Here is a 16,358-nt window from a genome sequence, read left to right as displayed (position 1 = left end):
GATGCGTCGCTCGTGCTCAGGCGCGCACCCCGTCCGGCGATGGTAGCGACGGCGCGGGCGACGCGCCGGAGCCCTGCGTCGTGGTCCTACCGCGACGGCGACACCGCCGGCGCCGCGAACGTGAACCGCACCGGCGGGCCGTCGGGCAGCGCCGCGATGCAGGTCCCGACGCCGAGGCTCGAGAGGTCCCAATCCTCGACCACCGCGCCCGTGATGACCTCCTCGCGGAGGCCGGAGCCGCGCACGGAGGAGTCGAACCGCGTCAGCTTGCGGTTCGCGCCGAACCGGTCGCCCACGAAGCGGCGGGAGTCCCCGTCGTAGAGGCGGAACGCGAACACGGATCCGAACGCCGACAGCACGGACGCGGCCATCTCGGGCCCGTACATCTCCTGCACCTGCTTGACGTTCTGCGTGCCGACGATGAACCGCAGCCCGAGCGAGCGGCCGAAGTTCACGCCGTCGGAGAGGTGCGTGAGCTCGGGCAGGAGCGCGAACTCGTCGAGCACGAAGAAGACGCGCCCGGCCGCGCGGCGACGGGACATGGCCTCCTTCATCGCGACGTCGAGCATGGCCGTGAAGACCGGCGCGAGCGTGCTGCCGGAGGCGATGTCGTACTCGAGGAAGAGCGCCCGCGCGCCCTTCGCGCGGAGGAAGGCGCGGATGGAGAAGTCCCCCGGGCGCCCGAACGAGGAGCGGAACGACTCCTGGATCACCTGCTGCGTGAACGCCATCGTCGCCATGGTCGAGTTCGACCCCTCCTTGGCGATGTAGTGGCGGGCGCCGCGCAGGTCGGCGTTCCCCGGTCGGTCCAGCAGCGCGTGCATCTCGCCGATGCCCATGCCGCCGACGATCATGCGGATGTCGCGGTTCGACCGCTCCTCGGATTCCCGGTACATCGCGGTGACGAGGGCGGTGAACACGTCGCGCGCGGCGCGGGCGAAGTAGGCGTTGTCGCCGGCGTCGGCGATGAGGCGGGAGAACAGGCCGCTGCACATCTCGAAGATCTCGTCCTCGGGCAGGCGGCCCGGGGGCAGCGCGCGGAATTCCTCGAACAGGTTCCAGGAGACCTGCCCCGCGAACTCGTCGGCGAGCGTCGCGGCGAGCACCGCGTCGCCCGGCCGGTGGAACGTCTCGTGGTAGTCGCCCTTGGTGTCGAACACGACCATCACGTCGTCGGCGGTCATGCTCGCGCGCACCGAGGCGACGAGCGCGGAGATGCCGACGGTCTTGCCCGTGCCGATGCCGCCGAGGTAGAGCACGTGGCGGCCGAGCATCGCGTCGTCGAACCCGATGCTCGTACCGGCGACGCCGTGCACGCCGAACTCCGCCGGCCGCGGACCGAGGTGCCCCGCGCAGTCCCGCAGCGCGGTGCCGCTGACGACCTCCTCCGAGTAGGGCATCACCACTCCGGTTCGGGGTCGTGGATGTCGGGGTCCGGACCGGTCTCCGCGGAGGCCTCCGATGGCGTCGAGGGCTCGGGCGCAGCAGCATCCAGGTGCTGCTCTCCGCCTGCATCGGGCGCTGCCTCTTCCGCTGCTTCGTGGTCGCCCGAGGCGTCGAGTTCCGCGGCAGCGCGGTCCGGTCCGACAGGCGGGCCGCTCGCGGTCGCATCCGTCACCGTCTCCTCCGCGCCGCCCTGGGGCGCGTCGGCTCCCTGGGGGAGCGCGGAACCTGCATCCTCGGGCTCGGGCTCGGGCTCGGGCTCCGCTCCGGTCGCCGGATCCGCGGATCCATCGGCCGGCGCCGGCGCACCCTCGCTGGCTCCCGGCTCGGAGTCGACGGGATCGACGTCGACCAACGTCGTGCCGCTCGTCTCCACGGCGTCGGGCTCCGGGAGGTCGTCCCGGAGCGATGGAGTCTCGTCGTCAGACGAGATGCTCGCCTCGTCGAGGCGCGCTTGCAGCTCCTCTCTCCTCTCGGTGGGTGTCACGGCGACCGCCTCGATGCCGTCGAGGAGTGCCTCGGGGTCGGAGTCCGCAAGGTGCGGTGCCCCACCTAGCGACGCGATGACGACGGTTCCTCCCAGGAGGCCCCCGCCGATGAACGTCCTGCCTCTCATGCCCCGGCAGTCGCCTCGAACGTGATCGCTTCCCGCCCGCGCAGGGCGGCGACGAAGCGGAAGACCTCGGCCTCGATGTACTCGTCGAACGTCTGCTGCAGCTCCACCTCGCCGACGCGGATCGCGGCGCGGTCCTCCTCGTTCGCGAGCGCGTCCTCCTTCACTGCGAGAGCGATCTCCCCGAGGGTGCGTTCGCCGTCGACCCGGAGCAGGAATCGTCCCCCGTACTCGCTGAGCTCGAAGGGGTCGTCCACCTCCGAGGTAAAGCGGTAGCCGTCATCGAGGATGGCGTCGAGGATCACGTCGTACCGAGGGGCCGGGATGAACGACAGCTCGGACAGAGGCGCCCCATCCTCGACGAGCGCGACCATTCGGAGCGCGGCGCAGATCTCGAGGAGGCGATGCTCTTCCGGGGTGAAGACGCGGCCGGTCTCGGTGGGGTCGAGGGAGAGGAGGAGCTCGAGCGCCTCCGGGGTGAGGTCGTAGCTCGCAGACTTGCGCGTGAGGGGATCCTGGACGGCCATGTTGTGGCGGCCGTCGATCTCAGCGATGTGACCGAGTTGCACGACGTGCATGTCATTCATCCTCTCGAGGGTGCTGTGGGTGAGGCGTCCTGCGCGCTCACTCGCCGGACTCGCCCGTCGGAGGGAGTCTGCTGGGCTCCGCCTGACCCGCGATCGGCTCATCCACGGCCAGGGGGATCGCGTGCGGTTCGAACGAGACGGCCTGGTTCCCGCGGAGTGCTCGGATGAACCGGTACGCCTCGGCTTCGAGGAACTCGCCGAAGGACGCGCCCGACTCCCGTTCGATCTCCTCGATGGCGGGCTGCTCCTCCGCGCGCGCGAGGGCCTCCTGCTGGACGGACGTGACGATCTCCGCGAGACTCCGCCTGCTGTCGGCCATCCCGAGGAAGCGGGTGCTGTGCTCGCTCAGCTCGAATGTCCGGCTGAGCATCGACGTCAGCTGATAGCCGCGATCGGTCATCCCGACGAAGCGGATGTCGGCACGCGGGACCGGGATGAACGTCAGCTCGTCGACGGAGTCGCGGTCGCTCGTGATGGCCACGATGCCGAGCCGCGCGAAGCCGCGGAGACATCGCCATTCCTCCGGCGTGAAGTCGTGGACAGTCTCTGTCGGGTCGAGCTCGTGCAGCAACGCGTACATGGACGGGTCGAGCCGATATCCCTTCCTCTCCTCCGTACGCGGGTCCTGGATGGTGACATTGGGTTCGCCGTCCACCTCGCTCAGATATCCGAGACCTATGACGTGCATGCCGCCCTCTTATCCGTCGTCGTGATGGCTGTCGCCGGAGGAGCGCTGGCGGGGGACTCGCCGATGACCGACGCCGCGGGCGCCGGCTCGAAGGTCACCGTCGGGTTCCCGCGCAGGGCGTCCACGAAGCGATATGACTCGGCGACGAGGAAGGCCTCGAAGTCCTGCCCACGGGTGCGCTGGTGCGCCTCGATCTCCGCCCGGTCGCCCTCGTCGGTTAGCGCCTCCTGCCGAACCGCTTCCGCGATCGCGCCCATGTCTGTGCGGCCGTCGACCTTCTCCAGCAGCCGCGTCCCGTACTCGCTCAGCTCGAACGGCCGATGGAGGTCGGAGTCGAAGCGGAAGCCATCGTCTAGCGCCGCGTCGAACCTGACGTCGGCGCGGGTGACGGGGATGAAGCGGAGAGCCGTGAGCGGAGCGTCGTCATCGACCAGGGCGACGACGCCCAGCCGGGCCATCCCCTCCAGCAGGCGGGATTCCTCATCGCTGAACGCCCTGTTGGTCTCCCGAGGGTCGAGCGACGGGATCAGATTCGCGAGAGGAGGGCTGAGCGTGTAGCTCCTCGCCTCCTCGGTGAGCGGATCCTGGACGGTGACGGTGGGGGCGCCTGCTGACTCGCTGACGTGACCAAGAGGTACGACGTGCATGGTGGTGTTCCTCCGTGGGGATCGCGGGCTGCGGACGAGGGGACCTACGCGAGGAGCGTGTCCGCCGGGCGGGTGTGACGCGGCTCGAGGCTGAGGGCGGGATTCGCGGCGCAGGCCTTCGCGAACTGGAAGGCCTCATCCCGGAGCAGATCGTCGAACGGGATGCCGCGCCGCTCGTCCTCCTCGATCTCCCGGCGCTCGTCGTCGTCGAGCGCGCGGTCCCGGACGCTCCGCATGATCTCGCCGAGGGTGCGCCGGCCGTCGGCCTCGTGCAGGAACCTCGCGCCGTACTCGCTCAGCTCGAACGGACCCCCCTGCTCCGAGGTGAGGCGGTACCCCTCCTCGAGCGCCTGGTCGAAGAGGATGTCGGTCCGGGTGACGGGGAGGAAGTCGAAGCGTGCGAACGGCGCGTCATCGGGGACGAGCGCGATGACGCCGATCCCGGCCATGTTGCGGAGGATCCGGCGTTCATCCGCCGTGAAGGGCTGGTCGGCGGCGACGGGGTCGACGCGTCGGATCAGGTCGAGGAGCCGCGGCGTGAGGGTGTAGCTCCGGGCTTCGTTCGTCACGGGGTCCTGGATGGTGATGTCCGGCGTCGGTCCAGAGTCCCGGAGCTGGCCCAGCTGTACGACGTGCATGTGTCTCCCTGTCTGCTGCGTGATCCGTGATCGTGCGGCCGGTCAGTCCCACGTACCCGCGAGCTTGCCGCGCGCCTGGGCGTCGAGGATCAGCGCGCCGGCCTCGAACGAGACGCGGTCGAGGTCGTCCGTGCGGATGTAGAGGCCCGCGTCCGATGCGCTGACGATGCCCAGCTCCCGCAGCAGCACCCAGAGCGCCGCGCCGAGGAGCGCGATGACCCCCAGCGCGACGAAGAGGACGAGCACGAAGAGGATCTTCGCCACGTCGTGCCGCGTGGTGATCTCCTGCCGCTGGCTGCCGGTGATCACGCTGAGCACCGCGGCCCTGCTGCGGAGCACGAAGAACCCGATCACCCCGAGGACGAGGGCGAAGAAGGTGCCCACGCCGAACAGCCACGCGAGGCCGTCGAGGTTGGAGGAGTCGGCGCCCACGAGCACCAGCCAGGCGATGAGGCTGAAGAGGAAGTTGATCGCGGTGCCGGCGAGCGCCGCCACGCCGAGCGCGTCGTAGCCGGTGTCGCGGCCCACCTCGATGCCGTCGACCTTGTCGATCTTGTACTCGCGCGAGTAGGTGGACGAGGACGAGACCGTCTTCGCCTCGGCCGAGTAGATGACGCGGGAGTCGGTGACGAAGAGGTAGCTCACCAGGCGGCCGAGGGGGCGGGTGCGGCGCGCCACGGGGTAGGTGCCGAGGACGGTCTCGTCGGGCAGGAGGCGGAAGGGGTAGGTCGGTGCGGGGGTGACGGCACCGCCCCCGCCGGCGTCCTCGACGATCGGCTTCGTCGCGGCGTCGTCATCCATCTGCGGTTCGAACATGCGGTCAGGCTCCCCAGGGGTCGGTGCGGTCGGTGGTGCGTGCGGTGTTGGACGTCGTGGCCGAGGTGGGGCGGGCGCCGAGCAGGGTCGGTCGCGTGCCCGTGCTGCGGCGCGGCGGGGTCATGGACAGCGCCCCGTGGTGGGGCGGTCCGCCGGCTACATCGCGCGGCGGATCCATGTCGAGCGCACCCGTGCGACCGCCGGCCATGGTGGACGGGGCCGGTGCCGGGATCGCGAGCAGCGAGCCGCGCTCCTCCGCGTCGGCGCCGAGGGCGGGCTCGATCGCGAGCCGCTCGTCGAGCCGGGTCCGGCGTCGCGCGGCCAGCGCTGCGTCCAGTTGCGCCCGTGCCGCCCCGAACCGCGCCGCCACCGCCCGTCGACGGCGGAGCAGGAGCACGAGCCCGACGGCGAGCCCGAGTGCCAGGACGGCCGCGGCGGCGACGCCCGCCGGCGTCAGGCTGCTCGTTCGGACGACGGTGATCCGGGCGCCGTCTGCGCCCGAGCCGCCCTGCGCCCCGTCGACCCAGGAGCCGAGCGGGAGGTCCAGCGTCACGTCGGTGCCGTCGAGGACGCGGTGCCCGGACGCGAGGGCGTCGAAGCCGGGGTCGATCGCGTACTCCGAGCGCCGGACGAGGAACCCGTCGTCCACCACCCGCGCTCCGACGGATGCTCCCGGGGCCCACCTCGCGTAGCGGTCCGCGAAGTCCTCGACGCTCGTGCCCGCGATGGTCACGGTGTAGGTCGTGCTGTCCGGACCCGCGTCGGAGGCGATCGTGCCGACGTCCGGATCCGGCCGGTAGCGCTGCAGGAATCCGTCCCCGACGGCGTCGACGCTGGACCTCGGGACGACGATGGTGGTCGTGCCGGTGACGTCCCCGCCGGAGCCGATGGAGAGGTGCGACGCGACCGACGAGACGGGCGGGCTGAGCACGAAGCTCACGGGGCCGGCGGCGGCCGACCCCACGTCCATCGACTCCGGGGAGTAGCCGGCGCCTGCGGTGAAGTGATCGGGCACCCCGCTGCGCCCGATGGCGTCGACGGCGCACACTGCCGCGCACGATGCCGTGTCGGTGAGCTGCAGGACCTCCTGCGACGGGTCGTCCGCCCGCGGGGAGACGTCGACCGCGAAGCTCGTGGCGCCGCCGCCGAGCGCGGTCGTGGTGTCCGCCTGGATCGCCCCCGCGTCGCCGGTGAAGGCCGTCGTCCACGTGCCCGGCTCGGGCGCGGCGACCTCGCCTCCCGCAGGCATGGCGCCCTGGACGAACGCGTCGAGGCGCGCCAGGTCGGCCTGGTCCCGTCCCTGCTCGGCGCGGTACGTGATGGTCCGCGTGATGCGCCCCGGGTCGGATGCGTCGGTCGCCATCGAGACGCCGTCGAAGCCGTGGTTCTCCTCGTGCGAGTAGGAGAGCGGATCCCCGACGTCTGTGTGCCGCTGTCCCGCGAACACGACGGCCGCGCGGCCCTCCTCGCGCAGCGATCCGACGCCCTCGCTGCCGTCCACGACGCCGTCCGCGATCAGGCCGGAGAACATCCACCCCAGCAGGTCGCTGCTCGTGAACGACTCCTGCAGGTCGATGCCCCGCACGAGCGCGGAGTCGGTGACCGCGAACCGGGGCGCGGACGAGCCCGTGCGCGAGGAGAGGAGCGCGGCGACCTCGCCCGAGTAGTCCGCGGGGGAGGAGAACGCGAGCGTGAAGGTCGCGGTGACGCCGCCGTCGGCCGTGCCGCTGATGCCCGAGTACGCCAGCGGGGACGGCAGGTGCCGACGGATGGACGCGTCGATGGCGGCCGGGCCGCCCGGGACCTTGGCGAGGTCCTGCTGGCTCAGCGTGACGGTCATCTGGCGGGAGCCGGATCCGCCGCCGTCCACGGTCATCGTGGTGTCGATCACCGCGCCGCAGGCGCTGAGGGCGAGGGCGATGACGATGCCCAGCACGGTGGCGGCGAGGCGTCGGCGCCCGCGCGCCCCCGGAATGTCCCGGGTCGGTCGGCGCCTCGTCACGCGGTGCACGGGGCGGCTGACCTGATCATGCGCTGAAAGTAGCGGCAGCCGACGGCCGGCCACCGGCGTTCTCCACGGCGGGGATCGGCGACGCGGTCGGGCCGAGCCGAGAGGTCCGCGACGGGAGAACGCGAGAAGCGGAAGGTGCCCCTGGAGGGACTCGAACCCCCAACCCTTTCCTTAGGACGGAACTGCTCTTCCATTGAGCTACAGAGGCTGACGGGCCCATGGTAGCGGAGGGGAGGCGGCCCGGCCGAGGCCCGCGGGGTCGGGCGGCCGGCTGGCCGGCGGGCGCGGCCCCGCCCGCGAACCAGTAGCCGACACGGCTCCCGGATCCGCCCCCGCACGGCGTCGCCTGCCGGTTTCCCCACCTGCCGCGTCGTACTGTTGCCGGGTGTGGCGTGCCAATGAACGATCCGACGACGACGACGACCTGCTCTCCGGGTTCGCCGCCGAGCCTCTAGAGGACCCCCACGTGAATGCTTCCCACAACAGCACCAGCCCCCACGACCTCCGCGTCGGCGACGTGCAGCTGGGCAGCGGCAACGTGGCCGAGCCCCGCTGGCGCGAGTGGCGCGAGCAGCTGGCCGGCATCGGCGGGCCCTCGCCCCTCCTCCACTTCGTGGACAACCCGGGCTCCCGCATCGAGCTGAGCACCACGCACCCGGGCGGGCTCGCGCAGTTCATCACGGGCAAGACGACGCTGCTGTCGTCCCTCATCCGCGACGAGCTCGCGCTCCGCAGCGCCCGCAAGGCCGCCAACCGGATCACCCAGAAGGGCATCGAGCTGGTCTCGGCCCGGGGCATCGAGTCGATCCACCTGGCCATCGGCCTCGCCGAGTGGCGCTTCGCCGACGAGCAGTTCCGCGCGCCGGTGCTGCTGCGCCCGCTCGCGATCCGCCGCCACGGCAGCGACTACGAGGTGCGCCTCAAGGGCCAGCCGTTCCTCAACCCGGCGCTCGCCCGGGCGCTCGAGGAGCAGTTCCAGATCACGCTCGACGCCGAGTCGTTCGTCGCGCTCGCCGTGCAGAACGGCGCCTTCAAGCCGCAGCCGGTCATCGACCGCCTGCGCGGCCTCACGTCGCACCTGCCGGCGTTCGCCGTGCAGCCGCGCCTCGTCGTCTCCTCCTTCGCCGAGGTGGGCCGGTCGCTCGCCGAGGACGCCGAGCACCTCGAGCACCTCGTCATCGACGCCATCGCCGGCAATCCCACCGCCAAGTGGGGAGTGGGCGAGGCCTACGCGCCGGTCGACCCGATCCCGCAGGACCAGCGCCCGCCCGTCACCGACACGCTGCTGCTCGACGCGGATCCGGAGCAGGAGTACGTCATCGCGCAGATCAACGCGGGCAACTCGCTCGTGGTGACGACGCTGCCCGGCACGGGCGGCACGCAGACCATCGTCAACTCCATCGGCTGCCTCGTCGCGCAGAACAAGCGCGTGCTCGTGGTCAGCCCGCGCGCCTCCTCCCTCAAGGGCATCGGCCAGCGCCTCGCCGACGTGGGCCTGCCGGGCCTCGCGGTCGCGCCGAAGTCGCTGAAGCGCGACGTGGTGCAGTCCATCGTCCGCAACGAGAAGGCCGCGCCCGCGCAGACCGCCGAGGTCGACGACGCGCTCGTGCGCCTGCGGCACGTGCTGCTCGACTACCGCTTCGCGCTCGGCCGCCCGGACGCGGACCTCGGCGTCTCCGTGCTCGACGCGCTCGGCGAGCTCTCGCGCCTCGCGCTCCTCCCCAGCCCACCGGCCACCACCGCGCGCCTCACCCGCGACGCCGTGAAGGCCATCGCGCACGACCGCGCGAGCGCCGCCGCCTCCCTCGTCAAGGCCGCGAGCCTCGGCGAGTTCCGCTACGGCCCGGGCGACTCGCCCTGGTACGGCGCGACCTTCCCCACGAGCGCCGCCGCGACGCACGCGCACGAGCTCGCGAAGTCCCTCTCCGCCGATGGCCTCCCGCGCCTCCTCGAGCGCGCCGACGAGCTCATCGGCCAGACTCGGATGCGCGCCTACCGCTCCATCGACGAGCTCGGCGTGTACCTCCGCCTCCTGCTCGACGTGCGCGAGACGCTCGACAAGTTCCAGCCCGTGGTGTTCGACCGGTCGCTCAGCGAGATCATCGCGGCCACCGGATCCCGCCGCGACGCCCCCGAGATGACGAGCATCACCCGCCGTCGCCTCCGCAAGCTCGCCCGCGAGTACGTGCGCCCAGGCGTCCACATCTCCGACATGCACGAGAGCCTCAAGGCCATCCAGAAGCAGCGGATCCTGTGGCAGCGCTACGTCGCGGTCGGCTCGACCCCCGAGGTCCCGCGCGGCATCTCCGACGTGCACGTCCGCTACCAGGAGGTCGCCGCCGACCTCCGCGTGCTCGACGAGCCGCTGAGCATGCTCACGCGCCCCACCCCGCTCGCCGAGCTGCCCGTCGACGAGCTGCGCGAGAAGGTCGCCCAGCTCGCCGAGGACAGCGAGGTGCTCCAGAACCTGCAGGAGCGCACCTCCCTGCTGGCCGAGCTCCGCCGCCTCGACCTCGACCCGCTGCTGCGCGACCTCTCCGACCGGCACGTGCCGCAGGAGGCCGTCGCCGCCGAGCTCGAGCTCGCCTGGTGGCAGTCCGTGCTCGAGCAGATGCTCGCGGGCGACAAGGCGCTCCTCAACGCGAACACGAGCGTGCTCGACCGGCTCGAGTCCGACTTCCGCCTCGTCGACGAGGCGCACGCGACCGCGAGCGCGGGCCTCCTGGCCTGGCAGCTCGCGGAGACGTGGAAGATCGGCGTGGTCGACTGGCCCGAGGAGGCGCACCACCTGCGTCAGCTGCTCGGCGGATCCGCCCCCGTCGACGCCGCGGCCCTCCACCACTCCGCGCCCCACCTCTCCCGCACCATCGCGCCGGTCTGGCTCGCGTCGCCCTACGAGGTGCCCGCGATCACCGACGAGATGCCGTTCGACGCCGTGTTCCTCGTGGACGCCGGCGCGATGACGCTCGCGGAGGCCCTCGGCGGCATCCGGCGCGGCAAGCAGACCGTGGTCTTCGGCGATCCCGTCACCCAGACCCCGTCGCCCTTCACGATCGCGGTCGTGCCGCAGCCGGAGCGCTCGACGCCCCAGCTCGCGGACGACGACTCGACGCTCGAGGAGCGCCACGCCGACTCCGCCCTCGCGCGCCTCGGCGAGCTCCTGCCGTCCCTCGCGCTCACCCGCAGCTACCGCGCCGGCGGCGAGGACCTGGCCGAGCTCGTCAACCGCCGGTTCTATGGCGGCCGCATCCAGTCCCTCCCGTGGGCCGGCACGTTCCTCGGCCACGGCAGCCTGTCGCTCGACTTCGTCGCCGACGGACACGGCATGCCCGACGAGGACACCGGCGCGGTCGAGAGCGTCGACGCCGAGGTGATCCGCGTCGTGGAGCTGGTGCTCGACCACGCGAGCCACCGCCCGCGCGAGTCCCTCATGGTCATCACCGCGAGCGCCCGGCACGCCGTGCGCGTGCAGCAGGCCGTGCTCCACGCGGCGGCCAAGCGCAGCGACGTCACCGAGTTCTTCATCGGCGACCGCGCCGAGCCGTTCATGGTCGCGACCCTCGAGCAGTGCGTCGCGCAGAGCCGCGACCGCGTGATCTTCTCGGTCGGCTACGGCCGCACCCCGCACGGCCGCGTGTTGTCGAACTTCGGCTCGCTCGCGGCGCCCGGCGGGGAGCGGCTGCTCGCCGTCGCCATGACGCGCGCCCGCCGCTCGATGGTGGTCGTCTCCTGCTTCCAGCCGTCGGACATCGACCAGGACCGGATGAAGCACGGCATCGTCGCGCTCGCGCAGATCCTGTCCGAGGCGGAGGCGCGCTTCCGCGAGGACCCGATCCCGGACGACGGCGACGCCATGCTCGTCGACCTCGCCCGCCGCCTCGAGGGCCTCGGCCTCGCGCCCGCCCTCGGCCACCGCGACAAGCTCGGCCTCGTCGCCTCCTATGGCGGCCGGGCGATCGCGATCGAGACGGATCCGGTCGTCAACCAGACGAGCCTCCGCGAGTCGCTGCGCCTGCGCCCCGAGATGCTCAAGCGCCTCGGCTGGCACTACCTGCGCGTGCACTCCTTCGAGCTGTTCGCGGATCCGGACGCCGTCGCCCGCCGCATCGCCACCGCCCTCGGCGCCATCTCGGACGCGCACCCGGTCACCGCGCCCGTGCAGGTGCAGGCCGGCGCGCACCGGGCGGATTGATGCCGGAGCGCGACGCGTCGGGGGAGCGCCGCCCGGCCCGCCGGTCGCGTCGCGCGTCGACGCCGCCCGTGCCCGGATCCGACCCCACGCCGCAGGCCGACGCGCACGCACCGGCGGTGCGCGCCGCCGAGGACGCGCCGCAGGGCTGGGGCGACGCGCCCGCCGCATCCGACGCCAACGACGACCGCCTCCGGCTCGACCGCCCGCCCCACTGGGGCTGACGGGTCGACGCCGGAGGCGGTCGGTCGTGCGAAGGGCGGGCTAGGCCGGCTTGCCGGGCTCGGCCGCGTGCTGGCCGGCGGTCGACGGGATCGTGTGCGCGCCCTCGGGCGACGGGCGGCCGGCGAGCAGGTCGCGGATCTCGATGAGCAGCTCGGCCTCGGTCGGCGGCACGTCCTTCGGGGTCGCCTCCTCCTCGGCCTTCTGCTTGGCGAACGCCACCTTCTTGAGGTGGTTGACCGGGAGCACGAGGCCGAAGTAGACGACCGCGGCGACGATGAGGAAGTTGATGACGGCCGCGATGATCGCGCCGAAGAAGATGGGCGACGGCTCGCCGGACGCGGTCGGCAGGTCGACGCGCAGCGCGGTCTCGAGGGACGACGAGTTCACGACCGCCGCGATGACCGGGTTGATGAGGTTGGTGACGATGGCCGTCACGATCGCGGTGAACGCGGCGCCGATGACGACGGCGACCGCGAGGTCGATGACGTTGCCGCGGAGGATGAACTCCTTGAAGCCCTTCACGGGTGCTCCTGTCGTGCGGGCCGCCCGATCAGGTGGACGGCGAGGACGGACCGGAGCCCGAGGACGCGGGACCGGAGGGGGTGCTGGGGGTCACGGTACCGGACCCCTGGCCGGTCGTGCCGGATCCGGACGAGCCCGAGGAGTCCGAGGATCCGGACGACGACGACGAGGACGACGAGGAGTCGGAGGACGACGACGACGCGTCGCCCGACTTCGCCGAGGACGACCCGGACGACGACCGCGACCGCTTGGCCGCGTCCTCGGTGCGCGAGTCGTTGCGGTAGAAGCCGCTGCCCGTGAAGCTCACGCCGACCGCCGCGAAGAGCTTGCGGAGCTTGCCGCCGCACACGGGGCACTCGGTGAGGGAGTCGTCGGTGAACGCCTGGACGATGTCGAAGGCGTTGCCGCACACCGTGCAGCGGTAGGAGTACGTGGGCATGGGTCCCTAGAAGGAGTGGATGAGGGTCGGGGTCACGATGCCGTCGACCGGCATGTCGTGCTTCTCCCGCGGGAGCTCGTCGACGAACTCGGCGTCGAACACCACAGCGTAGACCGGGGGGCAGGCCTCCATCGATCCGAGGGTCTTGTCGAAGTAGCCGCGGCCCCAGCCCATGCGCATGCCGCCCTGGTCGACCGCGGCGGCCGGCACGATGATCAGGTCGACGTCGTTGATGGCGATCGGCCCGAGCAGCTCGCCCACCGGCTCCGGCAGGCCGAACAGGCCCTCGGTCTCGGTGCCGTCGCTGACGACCCAGTCGAGCAGGCCGTCGTCGCGCGACACCGGCAGGAGCACCCGGCGGCCGTCCGCGTGCAGCCACTGCAGGAACGGGCGCGTGGTCGGCTCGTCGACGGTGGAGAGGTAGCAGGCGACGCGTCGCGCGTCGTGGTTCCCCACGAGCTCCGTCAGCCTGCTGGTGAGGCCGTGGGCCGCGTCGTCCCGCTCCGTCGAGGTCATCTGGCGACGACGCTCCCGCAGCTGGGCGCGCAGGGCCCTCTTCTCGGTGGGGACATCGCTCGGCATGGGTCGAGTCTAGGTAGCTTTTCTCGATACGCTCGATCGCATGGTCACCCACATCACGAAGGCTGTCATCCCCGCGGCGGGGCTCGGGACGCGATTCCTGCCCGCCACGAAAGCGATGCCGAAGGAGATGCTGCCGGTCGTCGACCGCCCGGCCATCCAGTACGTGGTGGAGGAGGCCGTGGGCGCGGGCCTCCACGACGTCCTCATGATCACGGGCCGCAACAAGACGGCCCTCGAGAACCACTTCGACCGCAACGCCGAGCTCGAGGCCACCCTGCAGCTCAAGGGCGACGACGCGAAGCTCCGCAAGGTCAACGAGTCCACCGACCTCGCCGACATGCACTACGTCCGCCAGGGCGACCCCAAGGGCCTCGGCCACGCGGTGCTCCGCGCGGAGATGCACGTGGGCCGCGAGCCGTTCGCCGTGCTCCTCGGCGACGACATCATCGACAAGCGCGACGTGCTCCTCTCCCGCATGATCGAGGTCCAGCTCCAGCGCGGCTGCTCCGTCGTCGCGCTCCTCGAGGTGGATCCCTCGCAGACGCACCTCTACGGCGTCGCCACGGTCGAGGAGACGGACGACGACGACGTCGTGCGCATCACCGGCATGGTCGAGAAGCCGGCCGCCGGCACCGCCCCCTCCAACCTCGCCATCATCGGCCGCTACGTGCTGCGCCCCGAGGTCTTCGACGTGCTGCACAAGACCGAGCCCGGCAAGGGCGGCGAGATCCAGCTCACCGACGCGCTCGAGAAGATGGCCGCCGCGCCCGAGTGGACCGGCGGCGTCTACGGCGTCGTCTTCCGCGGCCGCCGCTACGACACGGGCGATCGGCTCGACTACCTGAAGGCCATCGTGCAGCTCGGCGTCGACCACGAGGACCTCGGCGAGGGCCTGCGCGAGTGGCTGCCCGAGTTCGTCAAGACGCTCGAGCGCTGATCCGCGCGTCCGGCGGTCGGCCCGCCTCCCTCGATCCGCTCCGCGCGGCTTCGTCGGGGCGGATCCCCGCCCGTCCCGGTCGGGCCTAGGCTCATGGACGTGCCGCAGACCGTACCCACCATGCGGGACGGGCGCATCTCCGTCCGCCCCATCCGGCTCCGCGACTCGCGGGCCCTCGAGCGCTCGCTGCTCGACAACCGATCGTGGCTCCGCAAGTGGGAGGCGACCAGCCCGTACGCGCCCATGGCGTTCGACACCCGCGCGAGCATCCGGTCGCTCCAGGCCAACGCGCGCGCCGGGCTCGGCGTGCCCCTCGTGATCGAGTACGACGACGAGTTCGCCGGGCAGCTCAACGTGTCGTCCATCGCGTACGGCTCGCTGTCCAGCGCGACCATCGGCTACTGGGTCGGCCAGGACTTCGCCGGCCGGAACGTGACGCCCACGGCCGTCGCGCTCGCCACCGACCACTGCTTCACCACGCTGGGGCTCCACCGGATGGAGATCTGCATCCGCCCCGAGAACGCCCCCAGCCTCCGCGTCGTGCAGAAGCTCGGCTTCCGGTACGAGGGGCTGCGCCGCCGCTACATCCACATCAACGGCGACTGGCGCGACCACTTCTGCTTCGGTCTCGTCGTGGAGGAGCTGTCCACCAGCGTGCTCGACCGGTGGAAGCAGGGCGGCGTGGATCCGGAGTGGTCGCGCGTGCCCGAGGCCGACGTCCAGGCGGCCGCGGCACCGCTCGCCGTGCAGCGCCGCATCTGATCCGCGGGCGCCACGCTACGCGCAGTCCCCGCCTGCGGATGCGCCGGTCCGGCGGTGGACACGCGGCGCGCTTCCCGCGCGGTGCGCCCCCGACCTCCTAGCCTCGGGACATGCAATCCGGCGGCATCATCATCGCGCTCTCCGCGGTGCTCTGGCTCGCCTACCTCCTGCCCACGTGGCTGCACCGCCGCCAGTACATGGCGACCGAGCGCAACGCCGTGCGGCTGCAGCAGACCCTGCGGATCCTGGCCGAGACGGCCGAGGTCCCCGACGCGGTGCGGGCCGAGACCAGCGCCCGCAGCGTCGTCGAGCAGCAGCGCGCGCTCCGCCGCGCCGCCGAAGAAGCCGAAGCCGCCGCGCGCGCGCGAGACGCCGCCGCCCAGCGCGCCCTACCGAAAGTGGCCCCCGTGTCCGCAACGTCGCCCTCCGCCGCCACGCGCCTCCGCCGCACCCGGCTCGTCGCCACCGCGATCCTCGCGCTCGCCCTCGTGGGCGTCGTCGCCGGGCTCGCCCAGGTCGCCGGCGGTGCCGCGTGGACGCTGCTCGTGATCTCGTCCCTCGCCACGATGGGCTCGCTCGCGATCCTGCAGCGCATGTCCCAGGTCGCCGCCGCCCGCCGCCTCCAGGCGCCCGAGGCGCGTCCGCGACCGCAGACGGGCTTCACCGACTTCCACGAGTCGACCGAGCAGCCCGCGGCCCCCGTGGCCGAGCGCGAGGAGGGCGAGTCGTGGACCCCCGTCCCCGTCCCGAAGCCGCTCTACCTCTCGCGCTCCCAGGCGCCCGGCCCGCGACCCGGCGCCGGCAACGCGCCGCGCACGCCGCTGTCGCCCGTCGAGGAGATGCGCCGCGCCGCTGCCGCGTCCGAGGAGACGCTCCGCCGCGCGCACATGGAGCCCGAGGTCGCCCGCCTGGCCGCCGAGGAGGAGGCCGCGCCCGCCGCATCCGCCGCTCCGGTCGCGCCCGCCGCGCGCACCGCTCCGGTCAGCCGCTTCTCCCGCATGGGCATCGTCGACGACGCGGAGCCCGGCATGGGCGACCTCGACGAGGTCCTGCGACGTCGCCGCGCCGTCGGCTGACCCCGTTCCTCCGGGCCCAGCGGTTCGGAGGGCTCCCCGCGACGTGGTAGTCTCGTGGAGTTGTCAGGGCCTATGGCGCAGTTGGTAGCGCGCCTCGTTCGCATCGAGGAGGTCAGGAGTTCGAATCTCCTTAGGTCCACAAGAACCCCGCTCCGGCGGGGTTTTTGCTTTCCCGCGTCACCG

General features: G+C 72.2%; 16 protein-coding genes and 2 tRNA genes. 6 read left to right on the top strand and 12 right to left on the bottom strand.

All coding sequences use genetic code 11. The annotated features are described in order from the left end of the window. Positions 1–86: 86 nt before the first annotated feature. The 9 genes from FGG90_RS08490 to FGG90_RS08450 form a co-directional block, all read right to left on the bottom strand. Entirely contained in the window at positions 87–1,400 is a 1,314-nt protein-coding gene (locus FGG90_RS08490; RefSeq protein WP_094128071.1) for a type IV secretory system conjugative DNA transfer family protein, read from the bottom strand. Then, a complete protein-coding gene (locus tag FGG90_RS08485; RefSeq protein WP_094128074.1) occupies positions 1,400–2,059 on the bottom strand; it encodes a hypothetical protein in 660 nt (219 codons plus the stop codon). Before FGG90_RS08485 ends, FGG90_RS08490 begins: the two co-directional genes overlap by 1 nt. Continuing rightward, complete coding sequence (locus FGG90_RS08480; protein WP_094128077.1) at positions 2,056–2,634, bottom strand: hypothetical protein; 579 nt, start codon at positions 2,632–2,634, stop codon at positions 2,056–2,058. The genes FGG90_RS08485 and FGG90_RS08480 overlap by 4 nt, the downstream gene beginning before the upstream one ends. Before the next feature lie 46 nt (positions 2,635–2,680). Continuing rightward, a complete protein-coding gene (locus tag FGG90_RS08475; RefSeq protein WP_210433047.1) occupies positions 2,681–3,331 on the bottom strand; it encodes a hypothetical protein in 651 nt (216 codons plus the stop codon). Further along, positions 3,319–3,978 carry a PqqD family protein gene (locus tag FGG90_RS08470; RefSeq protein WP_210433048.1) on the bottom strand — a complete coding sequence of 220 codons (660 nt, stop codon included), beginning with the start codon at positions 3,976–3,978 and terminating at the stop codon, positions 3,319–3,321. The genes FGG90_RS08475 and FGG90_RS08470 overlap by 13 nt, the downstream gene beginning before the upstream one ends. 44 nt (positions 3,979–4,022) lie before the next feature. Further along, positions 4,023–4,547 (bottom strand): hypothetical protein, encoded by a 525-nt coding sequence (locus FGG90_RS08465; protein ID WP_237583267.1) that lies wholly within the window; start codon positions 4,545–4,547, stop codon positions 4,023–4,025. A 111-nt stretch (positions 4,548–4,658) separates the two neighbouring features. Continuing rightward, positions 4,659–5,432 carry a hypothetical protein gene (locus FGG90_RS08460; RefSeq protein WP_094128083.1) on the bottom strand — a complete coding sequence of 258 codons (774 nt, stop codon included), beginning with the start codon at positions 5,430–5,432 and terminating at the stop codon, positions 4,659–4,661. A 4-nt stretch (positions 5,433–5,436) separates the two neighbouring features. Further along, positions 5,437–7,368: a hypothetical protein gene (locus FGG90_RS08455; protein WP_094128086.1), complete on the bottom strand. Its 1,932-nt coding sequence runs from the start codon at positions 7,366–7,368 to the stop codon at positions 5,437–5,439. 211 nt (positions 7,369–7,579) lie between these two features. Further along, positions 7,580–7,651, bottom strand: a tRNA-Arg gene (locus FGG90_RS08450). A gap of 177 nt (positions 7,652–7,828) precedes the next feature. On the opposite strand from FGG90_RS08450, the gene FGG90_RS08445 reads away from it, so the two are divergent. Continuing rightward, positions 7,829–11,635, top strand: a complete 3,807-nt coding sequence (locus FGG90_RS08445; RefSeq protein ID WP_378143503.1) for a DUF4011 domain-containing protein — start codon at positions 7,829–7,831, stop codon at positions 11,633–11,635. Continuing rightward, entirely contained in the window at positions 11,635–11,856 is a 222-nt protein-coding gene (locus FGG90_RS08440) for a hypothetical protein (RefSeq protein ID WP_094128092.1), read from the top strand. Before FGG90_RS08445 ends, FGG90_RS08440 begins: the two co-directional genes overlap by 1 nt. A gap of 40 nt (positions 11,857–11,896) precedes the next feature. Here FGG90_RS08440 and mscL read toward each other — a convergent pair whose 3' ends face one another. From mscL to FGG90_RS08425, 3 genes are read right to left on the bottom strand one after another with little or no spacing between them, the layout of a single operon-like run. Further along, on the bottom strand, positions 11,897–12,379 hold the full coding sequence (mscL, locus tag FGG90_RS08435; protein WP_094128095.1) for a large conductance mechanosensitive channel protein MscL: 483 nt from the start codon (positions 12,377–12,379) through the stop codon (positions 11,897–11,899). Between the two features lie 28 nt (positions 12,380–12,407). Continuing rightward, a complete protein-coding gene (locus FGG90_RS08430; protein ID WP_094128098.1) occupies positions 12,408–12,818 on the bottom strand; it encodes an FmdB family zinc ribbon protein in 411 nt (136 codons plus the stop codon). A gap of 6 nt (positions 12,819–12,824) precedes the next feature. Further along, positions 12,825–13,400 (bottom strand): 5-formyltetrahydrofolate cyclo-ligase, encoded by a 576-nt coding sequence (locus FGG90_RS08425; RefSeq protein WP_094128101.1) that lies wholly within the window; start codon positions 13,398–13,400, stop codon positions 12,825–12,827. Between the two features lie 40 nt (positions 13,401–13,440). Here FGG90_RS08425 and galU point away from each other — a divergent pair, with 40 nt between their 5' ends. From galU to FGG90_RS08405, 4 genes are all read left to right on the top strand, one after another. Further along, positions 13,441–14,337, top strand: a complete 897-nt coding sequence (gene galU, locus FGG90_RS08420) for a UTP--glucose-1-phosphate uridylyltransferase GalU (protein ID WP_012039135.1) — start codon at positions 13,441–13,443, stop codon at positions 14,335–14,337. A 93-nt stretch (positions 14,338–14,430) separates the two neighbouring features. Next, a complete protein-coding gene (locus FGG90_RS08415; RefSeq protein WP_094128104.1) occupies positions 14,431–15,099 on the top strand; it encodes a GNAT family N-acetyltransferase in 669 nt (222 codons plus the stop codon). Between the two features lie 110 nt (positions 15,100–15,209). Beyond that, positions 15,210–16,175 (top strand): hypothetical protein, encoded by a 966-nt coding sequence (locus FGG90_RS08410; protein WP_094128107.1) that lies wholly within the window; start codon positions 15,210–15,212, stop codon positions 16,173–16,175. 66 nt (positions 16,176–16,241) lie between these two features. After that, positions 16,242–16,314: transfer RNA gene (locus FGG90_RS08405), tRNA-Ala, on the top strand. The last annotated feature ends 44 nt before the right edge of the window (positions 16,315–16,358 follow it).

The sequence above is a fragment of the Clavibacter michiganensis subsp. tessellarius genome (assembly GCF_021922985.1).
Classification (GTDB): Bacteria; Actinomycetota; Actinomycetes; order Actinomycetales; family Microbacteriaceae; genus Clavibacter; species Clavibacter tessellarius.
Note: the sequence above shows the minus strand (reverse complement) of the source record. Positions and strands in the feature narration are given on the sequence as shown.